Annotated in this window: 26 protein-coding genes; 15 read left to right on the forward strand and 11 right to left on the reverse strand. The window is 70.0% G+C overall.

The window, feature by feature from the left end; translation table 11 throughout:
• Positions 1-33: 33 nt before the first annotated feature.
• Entirely contained in the window at positions 34-789 is a 756-nt protein-coding gene (locus tag ABN611_RS32625; protein WP_350276121.1) for an aminoglycoside phosphotransferase family protein, read from the forward strand.
• Here the strand turns inward: ABN611_RS32625 and pyrH are convergent.
• Complete coding sequence (pyrH, locus tag ABN611_RS32630) at positions 782-1,489, reverse strand: UMP kinase (protein ID WP_350276122.1); 708 nt, start codon at positions 1,487-1,489, stop codon at positions 782-784. The genes ABN611_RS32625 and pyrH overlap by 8 nt on opposite strands.
• A gap of 102 nt (positions 1,490-1,591) precedes the next feature.
• Between pyrH and ABN611_RS32635 the strand changes: the two genes are divergently transcribed.
• The 3 genes from ABN611_RS32635 (at position 1,592) to ABN611_RS32645 (ending at position 4,133) form a co-directional block, all read left to right on the forward strand.
• Complete coding sequence (locus ABN611_RS32635; protein WP_350276123.1) at positions 1,592-2,380, forward strand: DinB family protein; 789 nt, start codon at positions 1,592-1,594, stop codon at positions 2,378-2,380.
• A gap of 10 nt (positions 2,381-2,390) precedes the next feature.
• On the forward strand, positions 2,391-2,966 hold the full coding sequence (locus tag ABN611_RS32640) for a VOC family protein (protein WP_350276124.1): 576 nt from the start codon (positions 2,391-2,393) through the stop codon (positions 2,964-2,966).
• 222 nt (positions 2,967-3,188) lie between these two features.
• Positions 3,189-4,133, forward strand: a complete 945-nt coding sequence (locus ABN611_RS32645; RefSeq protein ID WP_350276125.1) for a small ribosomal subunit Rsm22 family protein — start codon at positions 3,189-3,191, stop codon at positions 4,131-4,133.
• Here the strand turns inward: ABN611_RS32645 and ABN611_RS32650 are convergent.
• The 4 genes from ABN611_RS32650 to ABN611_RS32665 form a co-directional block, all read right to left on the reverse strand.
• Complete coding sequence (locus tag ABN611_RS32650; protein ID WP_350276126.1) at positions 4,130-4,516, reverse strand: hypothetical protein; 387 nt, start codon at positions 4,514-4,516, stop codon at positions 4,130-4,132. The two genes, ABN611_RS32645 and ABN611_RS32650, sit on opposite strands and share 4 nt — an antisense overlap.
• Before the next feature lie 59 nt (positions 4,517-4,575).
• Positions 4,576-5,601: a LacI family DNA-binding transcriptional regulator gene (locus ABN611_RS32655; RefSeq protein ID WP_350276127.1), complete on the reverse strand. Its 1,026-nt coding sequence runs from the start codon at positions 5,599-5,601 to the stop codon at positions 4,576-4,578.
• A 102-nt stretch (positions 5,602-5,703) separates the two neighbouring features.
• The gene (locus ABN611_RS32660; protein ID WP_350276128.1) at positions 5,704-6,495 is read right to left on the reverse strand and encodes an alpha/beta hydrolase; all 792 of its coding nucleotides are present in this window, start codon (positions 6,493-6,495) and stop codon (positions 5,704-5,706) included.
• A 39-nt stretch (positions 6,496-6,534) separates the two neighbouring features.
• Positions 6,535-7,470, reverse strand: coding sequence for a helix-turn-helix domain-containing protein (locus tag ABN611_RS32665; protein ID WP_350276129.1), 936 nt, complete (start codon positions 7,468-7,470; stop codon positions 6,535-6,537).
• 72 nt (positions 7,471-7,542) lie between these two features.
• Between ABN611_RS32665 and ABN611_RS32670 the strand changes: the two genes are divergently transcribed.
• From ABN611_RS32670 to ABN611_RS32695, 6 genes are read left to right on the forward strand one after another with little or no spacing between them, the layout of a single operon-like run.
• A complete protein-coding gene (locus ABN611_RS32670) occupies positions 7,543-8,517 on the forward strand; it encodes an NAD(P)H-binding protein (RefSeq protein WP_350276130.1) in 975 nt (324 codons plus the stop codon).
• Positions 8,518-8,569: 52 nt separating this feature from the next.
• Positions 8,570-10,141: a hypothetical protein gene (locus ABN611_RS32675; protein WP_350276131.1), complete on the forward strand. Its 1,572-nt coding sequence runs from the start codon at positions 8,570-8,572 to the stop codon at positions 10,139-10,141.
• Between the two features lie 15 nt (positions 10,142-10,156).
• Complete coding sequence (locus ABN611_RS32680) at positions 10,157-11,122, forward strand: endonuclease/exonuclease/phosphatase family protein (RefSeq protein WP_350276132.1); 966 nt, start codon at positions 10,157-10,159, stop codon at positions 11,120-11,122.
• A gap of 38 nt (positions 11,123-11,160) precedes the next feature.
• A complete protein-coding gene (locus ABN611_RS32685) occupies positions 11,161-11,604 on the forward strand; it encodes an AraC family transcriptional regulator (RefSeq protein WP_350276133.1) in 444 nt (147 codons plus the stop codon).
• Positions 11,605-11,614: 10 nt separating this feature from the next.
• A complete protein-coding gene (locus ABN611_RS32690; RefSeq protein ID WP_350276134.1) occupies positions 11,615-12,025 on the forward strand; it encodes a VOC family protein in 411 nt (136 codons plus the stop codon).
• Between the two features lie 24 nt (positions 12,026-12,049).
• Positions 12,050-14,398 (forward strand): excinuclease ABC subunit UvrA, encoded by a 2,349-nt coding sequence (locus ABN611_RS32695; RefSeq protein ID WP_350276135.1) that lies wholly within the window; start codon positions 12,050-12,052, stop codon positions 14,396-14,398.
• A 3-nt stretch (positions 14,399-14,401) separates the two neighbouring features.
• Here ABN611_RS32695 and ABN611_RS32700 read toward each other — a convergent pair whose 3' ends face one another.
• Positions 14,402-14,884, reverse strand: a complete 483-nt coding sequence (locus tag ABN611_RS32700) for a pyridoxamine 5'-phosphate oxidase family protein (RefSeq protein WP_350276136.1) — start codon at positions 14,882-14,884, stop codon at positions 14,402-14,404.
• A gap of 179 nt (positions 14,885-15,063) precedes the next feature.
• On the opposite strand from ABN611_RS32700, the gene ABN611_RS32705 reads away from it, so the two are divergent.
• From ABN611_RS32705 to ABN611_RS32715, 3 genes are read left to right on the forward strand one after another with little or no spacing between them, the layout of a single operon-like run.
• Entirely contained in the window at positions 15,064-15,408 is a 345-nt protein-coding gene (locus tag ABN611_RS32705; protein WP_350276137.1) for a VOC family protein, read from the forward strand.
• A 1-nt stretch (position 15,409) separates the two neighbouring features.
• Complete coding sequence (locus ABN611_RS32710) at positions 15,410-15,544, forward strand: hypothetical protein (RefSeq protein WP_350276138.1); 135 nt, start codon at positions 15,410-15,412, stop codon at positions 15,542-15,544.
• A gap of 60 nt (positions 15,545-15,604) precedes the next feature.
• Entirely contained in the window at positions 15,605-16,219 is a 615-nt protein-coding gene (locus tag ABN611_RS32715; protein ID WP_350276139.1) for an HAD-IA family hydrolase, read from the forward strand.
• A gap of 9 nt (positions 16,220-16,228) precedes the next feature.
• Here the strand turns inward: ABN611_RS32715 and ABN611_RS32720 are convergent, their stop codons facing one another.
• Positions 16,229-16,639, reverse strand: a complete 411-nt coding sequence (locus ABN611_RS32720) for an Ohr family peroxiredoxin (RefSeq protein ID WP_350276140.1) — start codon at positions 16,637-16,639, stop codon at positions 16,229-16,231.
• A gap of 132 nt (positions 16,640-16,771) precedes the next feature.
• Between ABN611_RS32720 and ABN611_RS32725 the strand changes: the two genes are divergently transcribed.
• Together ABN611_RS32725 and ABN611_RS32730 are read left to right on the forward strand one after the other, a co-directional pair.
• Positions 16,772-17,557, forward strand: coding sequence for a helix-turn-helix transcriptional regulator (locus tag ABN611_RS32725; RefSeq protein WP_350276141.1), 786 nt, complete (start codon positions 16,772-16,774; stop codon positions 17,555-17,557).
• Entirely contained in the window at positions 17,558-17,842 is a 285-nt protein-coding gene (locus tag ABN611_RS32730; RefSeq protein WP_350276142.1) for a hypothetical protein, read from the forward strand.
• Here ABN611_RS32730 and ABN611_RS32735 read toward each other — a convergent pair.
• The 4 genes from ABN611_RS32735 to ABN611_RS32750 form a co-directional block, all read right to left on the reverse strand.
• Positions 17,830-18,300: a GNAT family N-acetyltransferase gene (locus tag ABN611_RS32735; protein WP_350276143.1), complete on the reverse strand. Its 471-nt coding sequence runs from the start codon at positions 18,298-18,300 to the stop codon at positions 17,830-17,832. The two genes, ABN611_RS32730 and ABN611_RS32735, sit on opposite strands and share 13 nt — an antisense overlap.
• Entirely contained in the window at positions 18,285-20,024 is a 1,740-nt protein-coding gene (locus ABN611_RS32740; protein ID WP_350276144.1) for an ABC transporter ATP-binding protein, read from the reverse strand. Before ABN611_RS32740 ends, ABN611_RS32735 begins: the two co-directional genes overlap by 16 nt.
• The gene (locus tag ABN611_RS32745) at positions 20,021-21,763 is read right to left on the reverse strand and encodes an ABC transporter ATP-binding protein (RefSeq protein ID WP_350276145.1); all 1,743 of its coding nucleotides are present in this window, start codon (positions 21,761-21,763) and stop codon (positions 20,021-20,023) included. Before ABN611_RS32745 ends, ABN611_RS32740 begins: the two co-directional genes overlap by 4 nt.
• A 61-nt stretch (positions 21,764-21,824) precedes the next feature.
• A complete protein-coding gene (locus tag ABN611_RS32750) occupies positions 21,825-21,974 on the reverse strand; it encodes a hypothetical protein (protein WP_350276146.1) in 150 nt (49 codons plus the stop codon).
• Positions 21,975-22,032 lie beyond the last annotated feature (58 nt).

Below are 22,032 nucleotides of genomic sequence, written 5' to 3' on the forward strand. Positions count from 1 at the left end.
CCCACCTACACCTGGTCCGTAGGATCGGGCTCGATGCTCGATCCGATCCTGGTGGCCACGCCACACCTCGGCGCCGTCGAACGCGCGGAGCCGGTCGACGGCTTCGTCGGCAACCAGACCTTCCGCCTGCACACAGCCGACGGCGTCTACTACCTGAAGTCCGGCGCCACGATCGCCGACGAAGCACGCGCGTGCGAGCTCGTACGCGCGGCGGGGGTGCCCGCGCCGGAGGTGATCGCGCTCGGCACGAACTACCTGATCACGCGAGAACTCGCCGGCCGGCCACTCGCCGAAGCATCAGCCTCCGTCCTGCAAGCCGCCGGGCGGGCCATGCGGCGAGTGCACTCGATCGCCGGGGCCGACGCTGGGTGGCGGCGACGACTCCAGCAGGTCCTGGACGATCTGGACGTTCTGCCGGCGGAGCTCGCCGTGCGGGTGCGCGAGATGCTGCCGCCGTTCGTGGCGCGCGTCCAGGAGACGGCGCCGGTCCTGCTCCATGGGGATCTGCATCTGCGGCACCTGTACGCCGTCGGCGGTGAGCTGACCGGGATCCTCGACTGGGGTGATGCGGCGTACGGCGATCCGGTGTTCGATCTTGCGCGGATGTCGATGGCCGGGCCGGAGGCGATGGCGGCGTTTCTGGACGGGTACGGCGTGATCGAACTGCCGGAGCGGACGCTGTCGTGCTATCGCGTGCTGTGGTCGCTGATGGCATTGCAGGCCGAGCACCTGGCCGGTGGCGACTGGTTCCAGGCGCACCTCGACAGCATCACGCGCGAGCTCAGTTGATCAGGGTGCCGATGTGGGTGCCGGTGGCTATGGCGGGGGCGGCTTGGGGGCGGTCTATGTCGAAGACGTGGAGGGGGAGGTGATGGTCGCGGGCCAGGATGAAGGCGGACTGGTCCATGACGGTGAGGCCGCGGTCGATGACTTCCTGGTAGGTGAGGTGGTCGAAGCGTGCCGCGTCGGGGTGCTTGTTGGGGTCGGCGTCGTACACGCCGTCGGTGCCGTTCTTGGCGACCAGGAGGGCGTCGGCCTGGAGTTCGACCGCGCGTTGCACCGACGGGTAGTCGGTGGTGGTGAAGGGCTGTCCGTTGCCGCAGGCAAGCAGGATGAGCTCGCCCTTCTCCAGGTGCCGCAGCGCCCGCAGCCGGATGTACGGCTCGGCGAGGTTGTTGATCGGGATCGCCGTCATCAGCCGTACGTCGTGCGCGCCCAGCGCCGCGAGCCGCCCGCGGAGCAGGACCGCGTTGATGACCGTGCCGAGCATGCCGATGTTGTCCGCCTCGACCCGGTCGATGCCCCAGTCGCCGGCCCGGTTGCCGCGGAACACGTTCCCGCCGCCGACCACGACCGCGACCTGGACGCCGGTGGCGCGCAGCGCGATCACCTCGGTCGCGAGGTGGGTCAAGCGATCGCTGCTGAAACCGAACTCGTGCGGTCCGGCGATCGCCTGGCCGGACAGTTTGAGGACGAGCCTGCGATACATGCCGCTCCGTTCGCCGAGGAACCGGGTCGGACCTCAGATCTATCACGGACGGCTCCGGGCCGCGCGGTTCTCACAACGAACGGTCTCTGTCACGCTGGCCGCGTGACCGAGTTCAAGGAGCAGAACCTGGACGCGGCGCGGTTCGAGGAGTCGACGCTGCGCGGCGCGGTGTTCCACGACGTCGACCTGTCCGGCGCCACCTTCGACAACGTCGACCTCAGCGGCGCGACGATCCGCGGCGCCCGGCTCGTCGACGTCACCCTCGACGGCGACATCCGCAACCTCAAGGTCTGGGGTGTGGACGTCGTACCGCTGATCGACGCCGAGCTGAACCGCCGCCACCCCGGCCGCGAGCGGATGCGGCCGACGAACGCCGACGGCTACCGCGAGGCCTGGGACCTGCTCGAACAACTCTGGGGCGAGACCGTGGCGAAGGCCCGCCGGCTCCGCCCGGAGCTGCTGCACGAATCGGTGGACGGCGAGTGGTCGTTCATCGAGACGCTGCGGCACCTCGTCTTCGCCACCGATGCCTGGGTACGGCGCGCCGTTCTCGGCGAACCCGAACCGTGGGATCCCCTGGATCTCCCGCACGACGAGATGCACGACACTCCGCCGATACCGCGGGACCGCACGGCCCGGCCGTCGCTCGACGAGGTCCTCGTACTGCGGGCGCAGCGGATGGCGATCGTCCGCGCGCTGCTCGCGAACCTGACCGACGAGCGCCTGGCCGAGCGCACCGTGCCGGTCGCAGGTCCCGGCTATCCGGCGTCCGAGAGCTACGTCGTCGGCGACTGCCTCGGCACGATCCTCGGCGAGGAGTTCGAGCACCGCCGCTACGCCGAGCGCGACCTGGCGACGCTGGCCGCGCGAACTGTCGGTGCGGGCTCCTAGCCTGGTGCGCATGGACCAGGACTGGCGGAAGCTTGCGCAGGCGTGGCATGCGCGATTCCTGATCGACACGTACGTCGATGGCGCGCGCTTCGTGCAGGCGGTAGCGGAAGCGTGCTCGGACGCCGTACCCGAGGTCCGGCTGGGCGCGACGTTCGTGGACGTGACGAGCCGGGACGAGGCTGTGGCGCAGCAGATCAGCGCGATCGCGGCGAAGCACGGCCTGACCCCCGATCCGACAGCGGTCGCGCAACTCGAGATCGCCCTGGACACCGCGGACCTTGTCGAGATCGGTCCGTTCTGGGCGGCGGTCCTGACCGGCAGCACCGACGCGTTCACCGGCAACGACGTCCTCGATCCGACGCGCCGGGTCGCGAACCTCTGGTTCCAGGGCACCACGCCGCACGAGGCCCCGCGCCAGCGCTTCCACCTCGACCTCTGGCTGCCGCCCGAGGTCGTCCCAGGGCGTATCGAGGCCGCGCTCGCGGCCGGCGGGAAGGTCGTGTACGACAACGAGGCGCCGGCGTTCACCGTCCTCGCCGACCCGCAGGGCAACAAGGTCTGCCTGTGCACCTCCGAGGGCCGCTAAAACCGGAGCGAACCACGCCGTGCTCTGCTACGGTCGTGCTGAATCGAGGAGGTGTGTGATGGCTTGCAAGGTTATCCGGTTCCGCGCCAATCCCTCCTCCTCGGCTGTCCGCTGACAGGCTGACAGCTTCTCTTTCCGGACCGATTGGTGCGTCGCGGCGGCTGGCCGCGGATCACGCGCGCCCGGAGGCGCGCTCCGTGCCGATCGAACCGGAGATTCCCCATGTCCTCCGTGGACACCCAACTTCATGCTGCCCTCGCACGCGCTCTCCGCGGTGTGCCGTACGACGACCTGCGCCGCCGGGTGACGGCGCTCTCGCACCGGTACCGCAGCGAACAGGTCGACGACACCGCTCCCGGTATGAGCGACGCCCTCGACGCCCTCGCGTACGCCGTCGTACGCATGCCCGCGACCTTCCGCGCCCTGCACGCGGCCCTTGCAGCGGCCGAACAGCGGATCAACGCACCGGTCAGCTCCCACCTGGATCTCGGCGGCGGCACCGGAGCCGCCGCATGGGCAGCCGCCGCCCTCTGGCCGGCGGTCGCCACCGAGATCGTCGAACGCCAGCCGGCCGCTATCCGTCTCGGCCGGGACCTTGCCGCCGGCAACCTTCCGCAGGTCCGTTGGACAACGTCCGACCTCGGAACCTGGACCGGCTCCGGCCCGGTGGACCTCGTCACGATCGGCTACGTGCTCAACGAGCTGACCGACCAGGCCCGCCGCGACCTCACCCGCACCGCGACCAGGCGCGCGATCACGATCGTCGTCGTCGAGCCGGGTACGCCGCGCGGCCACCGCCGCATCCTCGACGCCCGCGACCTGCTGATCGATCACGGTTTCCGGATCGCCGCACCGTGCCCACACCAAGGTCCGTGTCCCGTCGACTGGTGCCACTTCGCGACCCGGCTGCCGCGCACCGAACTCCATCGCGCCCTCAAGGACGGCACCCGGAACTTCGAGGACGAGAAGTTCGCGTACGTCGTCGCGACCCGCGCCCCGATCCGCCCGGCACCGGCGCAGGTCATCGCCCGCCCGAGCCGCCTGAAGAACCGCGTCGTGCTCGACCTCTGCACGTCACAGGGCGCCGTCGAGCGGATCGTCGTACCGAAGTCGGCTGAGGCGTATCGGGCCGCACGCAGTACGGCGTGGGGTGATGCCTGGGGCTAGCGGTCCGAACCCTTCGCCCGCAGCCGGAGGAAGAGCGCCAGGAGGAGGACCGCGGCCAGGATGCCGAGGGTGAGGGGATCGCTCGCGCGGCCGCCGAGGTCGCGGTCCATCAGATGCGACGCGAAATGCACGATCGCGGCAGTAACGGCACCGACGAGCGCCACCACCAGTGCGTCGTTCCAGATCAGCGCGCCGAGCAACGCGACCCCGATGCCCAGCTGAAACGCGCCCAGGTCGTGGAACAGGTGCAGGTTGAACGGGTCGAACATCGCGACGTGCTCGTGGAAACTCTCCGGCCAGAAGAACGACCACGCACCCGGCACCAGAAACGTCAGCGCCGCCAGCACCACGGACCCCACGACCCATGGCCGCCGTTGCCTCATCCCGAACTCCCTTCGTCGATCAACGACCCCAGGACACGCCGCGGCCGGGAGTTGTGACATCAGGGGACGGACGACAGCGAAGGAGCCGGCGCTGTGGTGGCGCGGATGATCAGTGACGTGCCGAGCAAGACGCGGCGTTCGGGGGCGCTGGGATCCTCGAGGTGCTGGACGAGGAGCTCGACCGCGGCCTCCCCGGCGTCGGCCGCATGTGACGAGACCGTGGTGAGCGGCGGATAGACCTGGGCCTTCAGGACGTCGTCGCAGCCGACCAGGCTGAAGTCGTCCGGAACCGATACCCCGTGCTGGACCAGCCCGGCCATCACCCCGTGCGCGAGAACGTCGTCGAAGGCAACGGCCGCGGTCGCACGGGTCGCCAGAAGATCCGGCGCCGCCTGCATGCCGGCCTCGTAGCTCGAGACCCGCCCCGGCAGCAGCACAGCGTCGATCCGGGCCCGCTCGGCGGCGCGCTTCACCGCCTTCTTCCGTTGCGCGTTCGCCCACGACCGCGTCGGCCCGGCCAGGTACGCGATCCGCCGATGACCGAGCTCGGCGAGGTGCTCGACCGCGGCCCGGACCCCGTCGGCGCTGTCGACCAGCACCCGGGGGAGACCGGGGAGGTCGCGGTTGACGAGTACGACGGGACGCCGGCCGGCGAGGCTGCGGATCTGCCGTTCGCTCATCCGGCTCGCGGCCAGCACGAAGCCGTCGGTCTGCGGCGTCAGCCTGGTCACCATCGTGTGCTCGCGCGCCGGGTCCTCGTCGGTGTTGCCGAGCAGCAGCGCGAGCCCGGCGGTCTCGGCGCGGCCCTGCGCGGCGCCGATCATCGGCGGGAAAAACGGGTTGGCGATGTCCGGGACGATCATCGCCAGCAGCCCGTGCCGCCCGGTCGACAGCGCCTTGGCCGTCGGGTTGGGCACGTACCCGAGTTCCGCCGCGGCCGCGTGCACCCGGTCCACCGTGTCAGGACGCAGTACCCGCGGGTTGCTGAACGCCCGGGAGACGGTCGAGCGCGACACGCCCGCGAGCGCCGCCACGCTGGTGATGGTCGGTGCCGCGGTCTCCGGCCCCCGATCACGTGCCGCCATGCGCGCAGCGTAGCCCCACACCCCGCACGCCGCCAGCACCGGGCTGCAACCGGTTGCAGACGGGACCCCAGGCGGGCCCCAGGCGCGAACTCAGCCGCGAGCTCAGGCGTCGAGGAACGTGGTGACCGTGTCCAGGACCAGGGCCGTGCGGCCCAGGCCGGTGAAGTGCGTGGTGCCCGGGAAGATCGCCAGCTGCGACGCCGGGACGCCGACGAAGTCGCCGTTCACGTCACCGCCGCGGAGCTGGTGGAAGCGGACGACGTGCTCGAGCTTGACCGCGTCCGCGTCGCCGAACGTCAGCAGCGTCGGCGCCGCGATGCCGCGGATGTCGTCGTCGCTCCAGCCCTCGGTGCCGCGGTCGTAGCCGCCGAGCTTGTCGAGCAGTGTCTGCAGGTGCTCGTGGTCCGGATGCGGCGACTTCGCCAGGTAGTCCGCCTCCATCGGCGTACCGGCGATCATCTCCACCTTCATCTCGCCGACCGCGTCCGTGTTCTCGGCGCGGTCCCCGGACGGGTGGAACGAGACCGACGAGATGACAGCCTTGCGCACCAGTTCCGGGTGCTTGATCGCGAGGTAGAGCGCGACGGCCCCGCCGACGCTGAACCCGAACACGTCCGCCTGCGGTACGTCGAGATGCTCCAGCAGCGCCACCACGTCGGACGCGAGCGCCGGCGTGCCCAGCGGCCGGTCGATGTCGTTGGTGTACCCGTGGCCCTGGAAGTCCGCCGCGATCACCTGCCGCCCGGCCGCCAGCCCTTCCAGCAGCTCCCCGAACTGCAGGTCGATGTTGAACAGCCCGCCGTGCAACAGCACCAGCGGCGTACCCCCGGACCCGTGGATCTCGTAGTACATCCGCAGCCCGTTGATGTCGGCGTACCCAGTCTGCTTGCTCACTGCTCTCCCCGCCTGTAGACGCAATCGTGGCGTCCGAGCCTACGTGCTGCGGAAGGTCGTCCGGTACGTGCTCGGCGGTACGCCGACGACACGCTGGAAGTGCCGGCGCAGCGAGGTCGCCGTCCCGAGCCCGGTCGCGGCGGCGATCTGTTCGATCCCGTCGTCGGTCGACTCGAGCAGCTGCTGCGCGCGACGGACCCGTTGCGCCAGCAACCACTGCAGCGGCGACTGACCGGTGACCGCCCGGAACTGGCGACCGAGGTGGCGCGGACTCGTGTTCGCCCGCCGAGCGAGGTCGGTGACGGTCAACGGCTGATCCAGACGCTCCTGCGCCCACGCCAGCAGGTGCGCGAGCGAGTGGTCACCGCGCACCGGCACCGGGGTCGACACGAACTGCGCCTGCCCACCCGCCCGATGCGGCGGTACGACGAGCCGCCGGGCGACGGCGTTCGCGACCGTCGCGCCGTGATCGCGGTGGATCAGGTGCAGGCACAGATCCACCGCCGCCGCCTTGCCGGCCGCGGTCAGCACGTCCCCGTTGTCGGTGTACAGGACGTCCGGATCGACGACCGCGCCCGGATACCGCTCGGCCAGTACATCGGTGTGCGCCCAGTGCGTGGTCGCCTGCCGGCCCTCGAGCAGCCCGGCGGCGCCGAGCACGAACGCGCCCGTGCAGAACGACGCGATCCGCGCGCCGGCTTCGTGCGCCGCCCGGACGGCGTCGACGAGTTCGGCGGGTGGTGGTTCGTCGACGTCGGCGACGGCCGGGACCAGCACCGTGTCGGCGCGGGTGAGAACCTCCAGCCCGTCCGCGGGCTCGACCACGAACGGCCCGACCTGCAGCGGCTGCGGTCCGCTCAGGCGTACGTCGTACCACTCGTCGGCCCCGGGTGGCGGGTTGCCGAAGATCTCGTAGGCGATGCCGAGTTCGAAGTGCAGCAGGTGCCCGGCGGTCGCGAGCGCGACGGTGTGCATGTCCGAAAGTGTACGGATGGTGTCGTTCCGGACTCTCACACCGGGGTGCCGCGACCAGCCAGACTCGACGGCATGAACGCAATCGTCGTGTACGGCGCCACCGGTCACACCGGCCGGTTCGTCGTCGAGGAACTCCTCCGCCAGAACCTCCCGGTCGCCGTCTCGGGCCGCAACGCGTCGGCCCTCGCCGAGCGCTGGGGACACCTCGACGTCCGCCCGGCCGCGGTCGACGACCCGCACGCCCTCGACCGGGCGCTGCAGAACGCCGCCGCCGTGATCAACACCGCCGGCCCGTTCGCCACCACGGCCGGACCGCTGATCGCGGCCGCCGCCAGGCAGCGGATCCCGTACGTCGACGTCGCCGCCGAGATCGAAGCCAACGCGGCGACGCTCGCGCGGCGCAGCGACACGCCCGTCGTACCGGCGATGGCCTTCTACGGCGGACTCGGCGACCTGCTCACGACCGCCGCGCTGGGGGAGCGGACCGCGGCCGACGAGGTGCACGTCGCGTACGGCCTCAGCAGCTGGCATCCGACACCCGGCACCCGAGTCGCCGGCAAGGTCTCGCACCAGCGGCGCAACGGTCGCCGGGTGCGGTACGCCGACGGCCGGCTGCGGTACCACGACGACGAGCCGGTCCAGCAGGACTGGGCGTTCCCGAAGCCGCTCGGCCGCCGCCGGGTGATCGCGGAGTTCAGCATGGCCGACATCGTCACGATCCCGAGCCACCTCACCGTCCCCGAAGTGCGTACGTACATGACCGTCGAGGCCGCCGGTGACCTCGCCGACGCCGACACCCCGGCGCCGGCAGCAGTCGACGAGCAGGGCCGCTCGGACCAGACCTTCGTCGTGGACGTCCTGGCCGACGGCCGGCATGCCACCGCCTCAGGCCAGGACATCTACGCGATCACGGCCCCCCTCGCGGTCGGCGCCGTACGACGGATCCTGGCCGGCGAGACCCGCGCATCCGGGGTGGCATCGGCCGGTGCGATGTTCGACGCCGTCGACTTCCTCAAGGATTTACCACTGACGCTCGAACTGTCGTAAATCGATTCCCTGCGGGAGAATCGGCGGACCGCCCACTCGTTGGAGGCCGCCCATGACCCGCCCGTCCCGCCGCGCCCTTCTCCAGCTCACCGCCGCCGGTGCCGTCGCCGGAACCCTGGGCAGCGCCCTCCCGGCGTACGCCGACGGCATCGACTACACCGCCCGCCGCACGTTCGACGACTGGGACCGCCTGTTCCGGCAAGGCGGTCCCGGTCAGCCGGACCAGCCGAACGACAACACCAACCGCGACGGCCGCTCCGGCATGCTCGCGTGGAGCCAGTCGTACGTGCTGCTCGGGCTGGTCCGCATGTACGAGACGTACGGCGACACGTACTACCTCGACCGGCTCGTCGACAACGTCGATCAGGTCCTCGGCGTCCGCGACAGCGAGCGCGGTGTCACGGACTACCGCGGGCTCTCGCTTCCAGCGTGGCGCGCCGACCACCCCTACACGACCGGCTACGCAACCTTTGCCGACAGCAACGGTACGCCGCTGCTCGACCTGCGCCAGGCGCTCCCGTACGCCGAGGACACGACGGTCACCGTCACCGCCGGGACGCGCGCGGACACGTTCACGGTCAAGCTGGTCAACACCTTCGTGAACCGCACGGTCACGCTCACCGACCTGTCCCTCGACCCCGCGAGCCCGGACTACGCCGTCGCCCGGATCTACACGGCGGCTCCCGGTCCGCTGCAGCTCACCGCCGAGGACCGCAGGCCGGCACCAGGCAGCGGCGACGTACCGCGGCTCGGGAGCTACGAGCTGAAGTGCAAGCCGGTGATCTTCGCCGTCCACACCGGGATGATCACCTACCCGATCGCGAGCTTCGTCCGGCTCGTTGCGGGCTCGCCGGTCCTGCGGCGGCGCTACTGGCGGAAGGCGGCCGAGTACCTGATCGCCTGCCGCGAAGCGGTCGCCGTCCACGACTGGGAGTACCGCGAGGGCGGTCATCTGATCTGGCCGAAGGGGCAGCCGCTCGCGTACGACGGGTGCGAGCAGCCGATCAACCAGACGGTCGGCCTCGGTCAGACGCTGGTGGAGCTCGCACTGGCGACCGGGGACCCGGGCTACCGGGCGAAGGTCGCCGCGATGGGCCGGATGCTCGCCGGCCAGCTCACGGCCGACGCCGGGGACGCCTACCGCTGGCACTACTGGCCGGCCGGCGGGCGCATCCACACGGGCTTCACCAAGACCGGCGACCCGGCGACCGACGTCTCGATCTTCACCCCGTCCGGCGGGCCCGCCCGGCAGTTCGAGGACATCAGCCACGGGGCGATCGACGTCGAGTTCGCCGTCCGGGCGTTCCGGGCGAAGCTGGCGTTCACCGGGCGGGACATGGCGCGGCTCGCGCGGACGTACACCCAGAACGTGGCGACCACCGACGCTGCCGGGCAGCCCGCGATCCACACGACGGTCGCGGGCGGGACGGTCGGCGCGGCCTCGGTCGCGCACCAGGCGCCGCGGTGGATGCAGGTGGCGCCGTGGGATCCGCAGGTCCACGCCCACTGCCTCGCGCTCTACAACCGTTACCAGCCGACGCCGGAGCGCGACGGACAGCAGGCGATCGGGTTCGGCTGGCTGCTCGCGAACGTCGCCTACCTGAACTGGGGTGCCGCCCGATGACATAGCCTGGGGGTTGTGGAGGGGGATCCGCTGGTCCGGCGGTCCGTGGGGATCGTGATCGCCGGTTTGTTGCCGTGGGCATGGTTCGTGGTGCGGGACCGGCTCGGAGTGGTCACGGACGTGGCCGCGATCGTGCTGCCGCTGCTCGCGCTGGCGACCGCCGCGCTGGCCGTGGTCGTCGCCGGCCTGTTCGGTCGGCTGCGGCGGGCGGCGCTGGTGTTCGCGGTGTCGACGCTGCTGGTCGGGGTCGTGACGACGTTCGTGCCCTGGATCCCGCACGGCACCGGGAGTGTGGCCGCGGGGCGCGGCGTCCGGGTCGCGGCCGCGAACATCGGCGCCGGCGAGCTCGACGGGGCGGACAAGCTGCTCGCACTGCGCGCCGACGTCCTCGTCATCTCCGAGATCGGCGAACCGCTCACCACCCGTCTCGCCGCGTCCTACCCGGAGCACGTCGCCTACTGGAAGGGCCCGTCGATCGGCGTCTTCAGTCGCTGGCCGCTGACCGTGCTCGAGCAGCCGGGGCCGGACCTGCCCGGGTACGTCGTGCGCGTGCGCGCACCGGCCGGTGAGTTCGACCTGATCGCCACGCACGTACCGCGCCCGTGGTGGACGTCGGGCGGAGCGACGTACGACACCTCGACGGACGGCGGGAGGCCGTACCAGGCGACGGTCGCCGAGCACCACCGCCTGATCGAACAGGTCGCGGCCCGCGCCGCCCGCGACGACCGCCCGGTGGTGGTGGCCGGCGACCTCAACACCACCGACCGCGGCCGCGACTACCGCCTCCTCACCGACGACCTGAACGACGCGATGCTGGACAGCTGGGGCCGCCCCTCCCAGATCGGCAAGTGGCTCCCGCTCGGCGTCCGCATCGACCACCTGCTGGTCGCCCCCGGCTGGTGCTCCGACGCCAACCACTGGTACTCGATCCCCAAGTCGGACCATCATGGCCTGATCTCGACGATCGGACCGTGTGGCTGAGAGCGGCTGGGGTTGGTTGATATGGCAGGATTCCTACGGTGAGTAGTGGGACGACGGACGAGCAGCGCCTGCAGGATCTGGCGCGGTTGCGGCGGGTGAAGGACCGGATCGACCGGGAGTACGCGCAGCCGCTGGACGTCGAGGCGCTGGCGCGGGGTGCGCACATGTCGTCGGGGCACCTGAGCCGCGAGTTCAAGCGTGCTTACGGAGAGTCGCCGTACGGGTATCTGATGACGCGCCGGATCGAGCGCGCGATGATGCTGCTGCGGCGCGGCGGGATGAGCGTCACCGACGTCTGCTTCGCCGTCGGCTGCCAGTCGCTCGGCACCTTCAGCACCCGGTTCACCGAGTTGGTCGGGATGCCGCCGAGCGCCTACAAGGAGCACGCCCAGGACGCCACCCTCGGGATTCCGTCGTGTGTGGCGAAACAGGTGACCCGACCGATCAGGAATCGAGAAGCATCTCCGTCCCCGGGCACGTAGCGTGACGCCCATGGAGATCACCATTCACGCCAGTTTCCTGCCGCACACCGATCCCGACGAGTCGGTGAAGTTCTACCGCGACATCCTCGGCTTCGAGGTGCGCACCGACGTCGGGTACGAGGGGATGCGCTGGATCACGGTCGGCCCGGCCGGCCAGCCGGACACCTCGATCGTGCTGTACCCGCCGGCCGCGGACCCCGGGCGCACCGACGACGAGCGCCGGACCATCGCCGAGATGATGGCCAAGGGCACGTTCGCCACCATCGTGCTGCAGACCGACGACATCGACGGCCTCTTCGAGCGCCTGCAGGCCACCGACGCCGAGGTGATCCAGGAGCCGGTCGACCAGCCGTACGGCGTCCGCGACTGCGCCTTCCGGGATCCGGCCGGGAACCACATCCGGATCAACCAGGCCTCCTGAAACGACCCTTTGGAGACAGACGCAATGCATGCTGCCGACAGCCACGACCTGATCCGGGTGACCGGCGCCCGGGTGAACAACCTCAAGGACGTCAGCGTCGAGATCCCGAAACGCCGGCTGACCGCGTTCACCGGGGTGTCCGGCTCCGGCAAGAGCTCGCTGGTGTTCGGCACCATCGCGGCCGAGTCGCAGCGGCTGATCAACGAGACCTACAGCGCGTTCGTGCAGGGCTTCATGCCGAGCCTGAACCGCCCGGAGGTCGACGTCCTGGAAGGCCTCACCACCGCGATCATCGTCGACCAGGAGCGGATGGGCGCCAACCCGCGCTCCACGGTCGGTACGGCGACCGACGCCAACGCGATGCTCCGGATCCTGTTCAGCCGGATCGCGAAACCGCACGCCGGCCCGCCGACGGCGTACTCCTTCAACGTCCCGAAGCGCACCGCGACCGGCTCGATGACCGCCGACAAGGGCGCCGGGGAGAAGAAGGTCGTCCGCGAGGCCGTGTACGCCGGCGGCATGTGCCCGCGCTGCGAGGGCATGGGCTCGGTGACCGACTTCGACCTGACCGCGCTGTACGACGAGAACAAGTCGCTGAACGAGGGCGCGCTGACGATCCCCGGCTACAGCATGGACGGCTGGTACGGGCGGATCTTCCGCGGCGCCGGGTACTTCAACCCGGACAAGCCGATCAAGAAGTACACGAAGAAGGAACTGCACGACCTGCTGCACCGGGAGCCGACGAAGATCAAGGTCGAGGGCATCAACCTGACCTACACCGGCATCATCCCGTCGATCCAGCGGTCGTTCCTGTCCAAGGACGTCGACGCGATGCAGCCGCACATCCGGGCCTTCGTCGAGCGGGCGGTGACGTTCACGACCTGCCCGGACTGCGAGGGCACCCGGCTGAGCGCCGAGGCGCGGGCGTCGAAGATCAAGGGCAAGAACATCGCGGACCTGTGCGCGATGCAGATCACCGACCTGGCCGCCTGGATCCGCGACCTGAAGGAGCCGTCGGTCGCGCCGCTGCTGAAGGCGCTCGGCGACACGCTCGACTCGTTCGTCGACATCGGCCTCGGGTACCTGTCGCTGGAGCGACCCGCCGGGACGCTGTCCGGCGGTGAGGCGCAGCGGACGAAGATGATCCGGCACCTCGGGTCGTCGCTGACCGACGTCACGTACGTGTTCGACGAGCCGACGATCGGCCTGCACCCGCACGACATCCAGCGGATGAACGAGCTCCTGCTGCAGCTGCGCGACAAGGGCAACACGGTGCTGGTCGTCGAGCACAAGCCGGAGACGATCGCGATCGCCGACCACATCGTCGACCTCGGTCCCGGCGCGGGGTCCGGCGGCGGCGAGGTCGTGTTCGAGGGCACGCTCGAGAAGCTCCGGACCAGCGGCACGTTGACCGGCCGCCACCTCGACGACCGCGCGACATTGAAGCCGTCGGTGCGGTCGGCGACGGGCGCACTCGAGGTCCGCGGCGCTTCGACGAACAACCTGCAGGATGTCGATGTCGACGTACCGCTCGGTGTGCTGGTCGTCGTGACCGGCGTCGCCGGGTCCGGGAAGAGCTCGCTGATCCACGGCTCGATCGCCGACCGCGAGGATGTGGTGGCGATCGACCAGGGCGCGATCCGGGGGTCGCGGCGGAGCAACCCCGCGACGTACACGGGCCTGCTGGAGCCGATCCGGAAGGCCTTCGCCAAGGCGAACGGGGTGAAGCCGGCCCTGTTCAGCGCGAACTCCGAAGGCGCGTGCCCCGCGTGCAAGGGCGCCGGTGTCATCTACACCGAGCTCGGCGTGATGGCGACCGTCGAGTCCACGTGCGAGGAGTGCGAGGGCCGCCGGTTCCAGGCCGCCGTACTGGAGTACACGTTCGGCGGGAAGAACATCGCCGAGGTGCTGGCGATGCCGGTGTCGGAGGCGCTGCCGTACTTCGCCGAGGGCGAGGCGCGGACGCCCGCCGCGGAGAAGATCCTGGAGCGGCTCTCGGACGTCGGGCTCGGGTACCTGTCGCTGGGGCAGCCGCTCACCACGCTGTCCGGCGGCGAGCGGCAGCGGCTGAAGCTCGCGACCCACATGGGGGAGAAGGGCGGCATCTACGTTCTCGACGAGCCCACCACCGGCCTGCACCTGGCCGACGTCGAGCAGTTGCTCGGGCTCCTGGACCGGCTGGTCGACTCCGGCAAGTCGGTGATCGTGATCGAGCACCACCAGGCCGTGATGGCGCACGCCGACTGGATCATCGACCTCGGCCCCGGCGCCGGCCACGACGGCGGCAAGATCGTCTTCGAGGGCACCCCGGCCGACCTGATCAAGAAGCCGAAGACGCTGACCGGAAAGCATCTCGCGGAGTACGTCGCCTGACGCTCAGTCGGCCGGCTTGTCCAGCCAGCGGCCGTCCCGCATGACCGTGCGGCCGGTGAATTCGTGCAGGCCGTTCCAGACCTGGATGCGTCTGGGGTGCAGGCGTAGGTAGACGAACGTGCCGTCGGGGTAGCTACGCGGGTCTGTGGAGACTCCGGCGTAGTGCTCGGCGATCTCGGCGTCGATGTCTGGGACGTGCACCAGCGATGCGCGGGTGTCGATCATGACGACGTCGGCGGTGTCGCCGAGCGCGACCCGGGCTTGTGGGCGGGCTTCGATGTTGGCGACGGTGCGGCTCTTGGCGAACGTCGCCGTGCAGAGGGCCGTGCCGTCCCAGGCATAGGCCACGGGGATCAGATGGGCACCGTGGCTGTCGCTGCCGGTGGCCAGCCATAGCTGGAAGCCGGTCTGCAGCCGGTCCCGAGCAGCTGCTCGCCGTTCGGCGAGGCTGCGCGGGACCGGCATCGCGGTTTCGTGGGCGTGCATGACGATCCTCCTGGGCGTCGGTACTGGGCTGTGCCTTGTAGACGAACGGCACTGCGCGCGCTCCGACACAGCGCCGGACGGCAACTGGTCAGGAATCGAGAAGCACGGGGTGTGCGGCCGGAAATAGCGTGGAACCAGTCGAGATCACGGGCTTCGGCCCCGGAAACCGGAGAGACGAAATGACCACCACGCAAGGCGTTCAGACCATCCTGCACCCCGTCACCGACCTCGCGAAGGCCAAGCCGGTGTACGCCGCGCTGCTCGGCGTCGAACCGATGGCGGACTCGCCGTACTACGTCGGCTTCGAGGCGGCCGGCCAGCAGATCGGGCTGGTGCCGAACAGCGACATGACCTCGCCGATCGCGTACTGGCACGTCGACGACATCGAGGCCAAGATCCAGGAGATCACCGCGGCCGGCGGCGAACTCAAGGACGCCCCCAAGGACGTCGGCGCCGGCCGCCTGGTCGCCACCCTCACCGACCCCGACGGGAACGTCCTCGGTGTCCTGCAGGACCCGTCCTGACATGTGCAACATCCCGAGGGAGTACCGCGCCGCGGTGTACGGCGTACGGCAGGAACCCGACGGGGACGACGTACCCGCGGCGGAAAACCCGGTGCCGGTCGAGGAACCGGTCGGGCATCATCTAGCCCATGAGTGAGCGCACATCCGCCCACCCGCTCGTCGTAGTCGGCAACCTGCGACGAGCGGGGGCGCGCTGATGCCCGAGGTGCGGCACGTGCTGTTCGACGCGGACGGGGTGCTGCAGGACCTGCCCGGCGGGTGGGTCGCGGCGATGGAGCCGTACCTCGGGGAGCGGGTGCTGGACTTCCTGCACGAGACGTGGGCGGACGAGCTGCCGATGCTCGCCGGGCGGGGCGACTACTTGCCGCTACTGGCGGCGACGTTGGCGAAGTACGGCGTACGGACACCGGTGCAGGAGGTGTACGACGCGGTGTGGAAGAACATCGTTCTGGTCGAGGAGTCCCTCGCCATCGTGCGTGCGCTGAAGCGGAACGGGTACGGCGTACACCTGGGCACGAACCAGGAGTGCTACCGGGGCGGGTACATGCGGACGGCACTCGGATACGACGAACTGTTCGACGTCAGCTGCTACTCGTACGACCTAGGCGTCGCGAAACCCGATCCGGCCTTCTTCACCCGCGCCGCCGAACGCATCGGCGCCACCCCCGACTCGATCCTCTTCATCGACGACACCCCCAAGAACGTCACCGCCGCCCGCACCGCCGGCCTCCACGCCGAACACTGGACCTTCACCCAGGGCCACGCCACCCTTCAAACCCACCTCACCACCCACGGCATCACCGCCACTTGAACCGGTGTCCTACTCCGCGATCACCTCGACGGAGATGTTGCCTTGGGTGGCTCGGGAGTAGGGGCAGGTGGCGTGGGTTGCTTCGAGCAACTTCTTGCCGGTGTCGTTGCGGAGGTGGTCGGGGAGTTCTACGCGGAGTACGGCGGCCAGGTCGAACTTCGCGCCCGCGGGGACGAGGCTGACCTCGGCGGTGACGGCGACGTCGCTCGCGTCGAGGTTCTGGAGCTGGGCGATCCGGTCGAGCACAGTGGAGAAGCAGGCGGCCCAGCCCGCGGCGAGGAACTGTTCGGGGTTGAGGCCGTCGCCGGTGCCGCCCAGTTCCTTCGGCATCGCGAGCTGGACGTCGAGTTGCCCGTCGGCGGTGACGGCGCGGGCGTCCCGGCCGGAGGAGGTCGCGACGGCTGTGTACGTGGGGTTCATTGTGTGTGGATCCCTTCCAGGTCGGTTGCGAACCACCGTCGGCGATCGCGGGTAGCCGGCTCAATTACCTCCTTGGTGCAGTTACCTCGCGGGTAATGGCTGCGCCGCGCGCTACCGCCGTACGCTGAACCCGTGACCGTCCTGGAGGAGCCGCAGACCGTGGGGGAGCTGCTGCGCTTCTGGCGACAGCACCGCCGGCTGAGCCAGCTCGACCTCGCGCTCGACGCCGAAGTGTCGACCAAACACCTGAGCTTCGTGGAAACCGGTCGCGCCCAACCGAGCCGCCAACTGCTGGTCCACCTCGCGAACCACCTCGACCTACCGATGGCCGAACGCAACCGGCTCCTGCTGGCCGGCGGTTACGCCCCGCTGTACCTCGACCAGCCGTACAACTCCGACGCGATGCTCCCGCTCCGCGAACCGCTGCGTCAGCTCATCGATGCCCACATGCCCAACCCGGCTCTCATCGTCGACGGCCTCTGGAACCTCGTCGACGCCAACGCCGCGGCCTCGCTCTTGTGGGAGGGCGTAGACCCCGATCTCCTCAAACCGCCTGTGAACATGCTCCGCCTGTCGGTCCACCCCGGCGGCCTCCCGAGCATCTCGTCGATGACGGCGGCCTGCAGCCTGGGCCTGATCCACCAACTCCGCCGCAAGAGCCGCGACACCGCCGACCAGCCGCTGGCCGACCTCCTGACCGAACTGGACCCCTACCTCCCCGACCAACCTCCACTGGCCCCGGCCCAACAGCCGATGGTCACCCTCGACCTCAACACCCGCCTGGGGCCCGTCCGCCTCTTCACTCTGATAGCCACCGTCGGAGCCCCGCTCGAAGTCACCGCCGCCAACCTGGCCATCGAAACGTTCCTCCCCGCCAACCCCACCAGCGCCGCCCGTCTACAAGAACTAGCCAAGTAGATGGACGCCGCTCGAGGCGTGCTGGTGGAGCTGTGTGAGTCCGGTTCGCCGGTCGTACGCCGTGACCGCGTCGACGAGCTGCTCGCGGTCGCCGTACGACGGTGGCGGCCGTACCCACGCCGCAACCCGCGTCGGCCCGCGGATCTCGCGCTCCGCACCGAAGACCTGGCGAAGGGTCTTCGTGATGCGTTCGAACCTGAGCCTGGTCTTGTCGGGCCGCTCATGCAGGACTACCGGCATGTTGCCGGCGCTCTGGCGCGGGAGTTGGTGCGTCAGTCGGGGTAGCGCTGGAGGAGCTTGGGGGAGGAGTGGAAGCCGAGGCGCTCGTAAACCGGGACCGCTCGGGTGCCGGAGTGGACTGTGGTGTGGAGGGAACCGAGCTGCTCGGCGTGCTGGGTAGCGGCCTCCACGAGTGCTGAGCCGATGCCCTGGCCGCGGTGGTCGGGGTGGACGAAGACACTCTGGATGTCGGCGGACAGTCGGCTCATGAGCCCCGGTCTCGGCACGCGGGGAACCAACGCGACCCACGCCATCCCCACAAGCTCCGATTCACCGGCCTGTCCGGCAAGGCTTGCGGCGAATGCCACGTGGGTGTGTTTGTGGGTTGTCCACCAGCGGGCGAGGTCGACGGTGAAGGTTTCGAGGGAGTGTTGTTCCCGGTTGGTGGTGTTGAGCCAGAGGAGGCGGGCCAGCTCCGGGACGTCGGTTACGTCGGCTTGGGTGATCTTCACGTCGTGTGCCATGTCTGCCAGAGCCTTCCGTAGGTGCTTCCCGCGCGGACCAGTTCGTCGTGGGTGCCGAGTTCGACCAAGCGGCCGGCTTCCATGACGGCGATTCGGTCGGCGTCGTGCGCTGTTTGCAGCCGGTGAGCGATCGCGATCACCGTGCGCCCGTGCAGAACCGAAGCGAGCGACCGCTCCGTCCGACGCGCCGTACGCGGATCAAGCAGCGACGTGGCCTCATCCAGGATCACCGTGTGCGGATCGGCGAGTACGACGCGCGCCAGTGAGAGCTGCTGCGCCCCGGCATCGTCAAGAGTCACGTCGTCGCCGACCGCACTGTCCAACCCCCGTGGCAATTCCTCCAACCACCCCGCCCCGACAGCCTCCAACGCCGCCCGCAACTCGTCATCCGTCGCCGTCGGCTTCGCGATCAGCAGGTTGTCTCGGATCGTGTCGTGGAAGACATGATGATCTTGGGTGATCAGTACGACGTGCTCCCGCAGCTGCTCAGGCGCCAGCTCAGCCACCGCCGTACCACCGATCGTCACCGCCCCGGTGTGCGGACGATCCAGCCCGGCGAGCAGCCGCGCGAGCGTCGACTTGCCCGCACCCGACGTACCGACGATCGCCAGCCGTTCGCCAGGTTGCACCGACAGCTCGATGCCCCGCAGTACGTCGCGCTCGCCCGTGTAACTGAAGTGCGCGTTCTCCACCCGGATCCGCTCGTCGCGCACCCGCTGCACCACCTGGGCATCCGCCGCGGGTACGTCCCCGACACCCTCGACCCGCGCATAGGACGCGCCCGCACCCTGCAGCTGCTCGATCCACAGCATCAACGTGTCGAGCGGACCGACGAGCTGCCGGAGATAGAGAGCCGCCGTCACCACCGTCCCGAGACTGACCAAGTCGTTCCCGTACAGCGCACCACCAACCAGCAGAACCCCTACGACCGGCAGCGCCAACGCGATCTCCGACGACGGAAACAGCACCGTCCGCAGCCACAACGCATCCAGCCGAGCAGACCGCGCCCGACCGATCGCGCGCTCCGCGACCTGCGTACGACGCTCCTCCAGCCCGAGCAGCTCGACCGTACGCGCGCCCTTCGCAGTACTCGCAACCGCATCAGCTATCTCGGCACCAGTCGCCGCAACAGCCAGGTACGCCGGCCTCGCCCGTCGCAAGTACCACCGCACCGCGCCCGCAACCCCGACCAAGCACACCAGCCCGCACAGCCCGAGCCGCGGATCCAGCACGAGCACCGCGACGATGAGGAACAACGCGTGGACAACCGCCACCAGCACCTCGGGCACCGCAGCTCGCAACGTAGACGCAACCAGCGAGGCGTCGTTGCTCCCGCGCGCTATCAGGTCCCCGGCCGGGAGATGGTCCGCGACCCGCGGCGGCAGCGCCAACGTCCGCCGCAGGAACCGTTCGCGAACCCGCGCCGCCGTGCGTTCGCCGTACCGGTAACCGAGCTTGAGCGCCCACCACGACAGCACCATCTGCACCACCGTGAACAGCAGCGCGCCGAACGCGAGCCGATCCACCGCCCCGAGCACGTCACCGGAGCCGGCCTGGATCGTGTCGATGATCCGCCCGAGCAGCAACGGACCCACCAGACCGGACGCCGACGCAAGCCCGTTGACCAGCACGACGCCGATCACCGCGCGCCGGTCTGCCGCCAGATCCCGGAGCGCCGCTGCACGCACTTCGGCCCGGCTCGCCACCGGCAGCTGCGTGATCATCGGTCCTCCTGCGCACGGGTCACCAGATCGCGGTACGACGGATCGCTGCGCAGAAGCTCCGCATGAGTACCTGCCGCGGCAACCTTCCCGTCCGCCAGCACGATGACCTCGTCAGCACGATCCAGAACGAGCGGCGATGTCGTGGTCACCACAGTCGTCAGCCCGCGCCGGGCCTCGCGGATCCGGTCGATCATGACCGCCTCGGTGTTCGCGTCGACCGCGGACGTCGGCTCGACGGCCAGCAGCACGTCAGGTACGGCGTACACAGCACGCGCGAGCCGGATCCGCTGCCCTTGCCCGCCGGACAGATCGCTGCCGCCTGCCGCGATCTCCGCGTCGAGACCATCGGGCAGCGCCTCGACGACGTCGTCGGCCACGGCGACCCGGAGCGCGGCACGGATCCGCTCGTCGTCAGGCTCCGAGCGACCGGCGACCACGTCCCGCACCGAGCCCGCGAACAGCTCGGCATCGTTGTCGGCGACAACCAACCGGCGTCTGAACTCCACACGGTCAACGTCAGCAACCGGCACATCCGCCCACGTCGTGCCTGCTGCGGTATCACTGCCCAGGTGCCCGAGCCGCTCGACGACCGCGATCGCGTCCGCCGACCGCGCCGCGACCAGCGCGGTCAGCAACCCGGGCCGGACGAGAACCCCCGAAACCGGATCGGCCACCGGCCCGTTGCCGGTTGGAAGGTCGACCGGCGCCGAACTGTTGTGCGCCACCGGCAGGTTGAGCAGATCGACAATGCGCTGCCCGGCCACCCGCGCCCGCACGATATCGCTCCCGCCCTCGATGAAGAACGCGACCGGAACCACCAGCACGGCGACGTACCCGTAGACCGCGACGACGTCCCCGATCGAGATGGTGCCCGCAGCGGCCATCCGCGCCGACAGCCACACCACCGCGGCAAGGAACAACGCCGGCAACCCACCCGACAACGCCCCGACCCAGCTGGTCGGCCCCGCGACCCGATACCCGTGCCCCACCAGGCCCTGCGACTCGTGCTCGTACCGCCGCGCGACGAACGCCTTCCCGCCGAGCCCGTTGAGGACGCGAAGCCCGGCCAGTACGTCGACCAACCGAGTCGTCAACCGCCCTTGGTGCGCGCGATACGCACCGCCCGTCCGTTCGATGCGGTGCAGGAACGGGCCGACCGCGACCGCGAGCAGCGGAACCCCGGCCAGGATCACCGCGGCGAGCAACGGCGAAATCGTGAACAGCACGACCGCGACAACGGCGTACGCGACGACCGCACCAACGCCCGGACCGGTGACCGTCAGCGCCTGAGCGACCGTGTAGACGTCGGAGATGCCGACGGTCACCACCTCACCGGCGCCCACCCGGCGCGTCAACGACGCACCCAACCGGGACGTGTGCCAGACGGTCGCCCGGATCGAGCGGAACGACGCGTCCATCCGGATCTTCGTCATCGTGCGATGCCGGGCGATGCCGAGGAACGCGTTCACGACCGTGACGGCGAGCAGCACCGAGGCCCACCCGACGAGCGCGCCCGTGTCACCCGCGACGAGCCCGTCGTCGACAGCATGCGCCAGTACCCACGGCGGGACCGCCAGCCCGACCGTCCACAACGTGCCGAGCACCGCACCCCACGCGGCCCGCCGCGACTGCGACTGCACGAGCCAGTACATGTAGCGGAACGGCCCAGTCAGATCACCAGGTGCCGGTGGCGCCCACGTCTCAGTTGTCTTGTCGAGCCACTCGCGAGCACGGCCCATCCCTCACACCCGCCGTGCACGGTCGCTGGCCACACCAGATCCTCTCAGCTAGTGAACGGATTCACAAGAATCGTTCCATGGACTCTTCCCGGTCATCCGTGACGCGCCGCGCCCAGCGGTCGGCCTCGCCGCGAAGGAGCTTGTCGGTGATCCACCCCAGCGCGACGAGCAGGCCGACGGATCCGGAGGTCACGAGGACTGCGAGGAGCATGTTTCTCATCGTCCGAGCGGGCGCCGCCGGGGGACAGTGGCAAGAATGCCCAGGTTCG

It is taken from the genome of Kribbella sp. HUAS MG21 (assembly GCF_040254265.1).
Classification (GTDB): domain Bacteria; phylum Actinomycetota; class Actinomycetes; order Propionibacteriales; family Kribbellaceae; genus Kribbella.

Coding starts and splice junctions, on each gene's coding strand:
- ABN611_RS32710 (WP_350276138.1), top strand. CDS start 15,410: ATGTGCAACATCCCGAGGGAGTACCGCGCCGCGGTGTACGGCGTACGG.
- ABN611_RS32655 (WP_350276127.1), bottom strand. CDS start 5,601: ATGGCGGCACGTGATCGGGGGCCGGAGACCGCGGCACCGACCATCACC.
- ABN611_RS32640 (WP_350276124.1), top strand. CDS start 2,391: ATGGACCAGGACTGGCGGAAGCTTGCGCAGGCGTGGCATGCGCGATTC.
- ABN611_RS32650 (WP_350276126.1), bottom strand. CDS start 4,516: ATGAGGCAACGGCGGCCATGGGTCGTGGGGTCCGTGGTGCTGGCGGCG.
- ABN611_RS32730 (WP_350276142.1), top strand. CDS start 17,558: ATGGACGCCGCTCGAGGCGTGCTGGTGGAGCTGTGTGAGTCCGGTTCG.
- ABN611_RS32750 (WP_350276146.1), bottom strand. CDS start 21,974: ATGCTCCTCGCAGTCCTCGTGACCTCCGGATCCGTCGGCCTGCTCGTC.
- ABN611_RS32735 (WP_350276143.1), bottom strand. CDS start 18,300: ATGGCACACGACGTGAAGATCACCCAAGCCGACGTAACCGACGTCCCG.
- ABN611_RS32690 (WP_350276134.1), top strand. CDS start 11,615: ATGGAGATCACCATTCACGCCAGTTTCCTGCCGCACACCGATCCCGAC.
- pyrH (WP_350276122.1), bottom strand. CDS start 1,489: ATGTATCGCAGGCTCGTCCTCAAACTGTCCGGCCAGGCGATCGCCGGA.
- ABN611_RS32700 (WP_350276136.1), bottom strand. CDS start 14,884: ATGCACGCCCACGAAACCGCGATGCCGGTCCCGCGCAGCCTCGCCGAA.
- ABN611_RS32740 (WP_350276144.1), bottom strand. CDS start 20,024: ATGATCACGCAGCTGCCGGTGGCGAGCCGGGCCGAAGTGCGTGCAGCG.
- ABN611_RS32745 (WP_350276145.1), bottom strand. CDS start 21,763: ATGGGCCGTGCTCGCGAGTGGCTCGACAAGACAACTGAGACGTGGGCG.
- ABN611_RS32665 (WP_350276129.1), bottom strand. CDS start 7,470: ATGCACACCGTCGCGCTCGCGACCGCCGGGCACCTGCTGCACTTCGAA.
- ABN611_RS32695 (WP_350276135.1), top strand. CDS start 12,050: ATGCATGCTGCCGACAGCCACGACCTGATCCGGGTGACCGGCGCCCGG.
- ABN611_RS32645 (WP_350276125.1), top strand. CDS start 3,189: ATGTCCTCCGTGGACACCCAACTTCATGCTGCCCTCGCACGCGCTCTC.
- ABN611_RS32720 (WP_350276140.1), bottom strand. CDS start 16,639: ATGAACCCCACGTACACAGCCGTCGCGACCTCCTCCGGCCGGGACGCC.
- ABN611_RS32715 (WP_350276139.1), top strand. CDS start 15,605: ATGCCCGAGGTGCGGCACGTGCTGTTCGACGCGGACGGGGTGCTGCAG.
- ABN611_RS32670 (WP_350276130.1), top strand. CDS start 7,543: ATGAACGCAATCGTCGTGTACGGCGCCACCGGTCACACCGGCCGGTTC.
- ABN611_RS32675 (WP_350276131.1), top strand. CDS start 8,570: ATGACCCGCCCGTCCCGCCGCGCCCTTCTCCAGCTCACCGCCGCCGGT.
- ABN611_RS32625 (WP_350276121.1), top strand. CDS start 34: ATGCTCGATCCGATCCTGGTGGCCACGCCACACCTCGGCGCCGTCGAA.
- ABN611_RS32705 (WP_350276137.1), top strand. CDS start 15,064: ATGACCACCACGCAAGGCGTTCAGACCATCCTGCACCCCGTCACCGAC.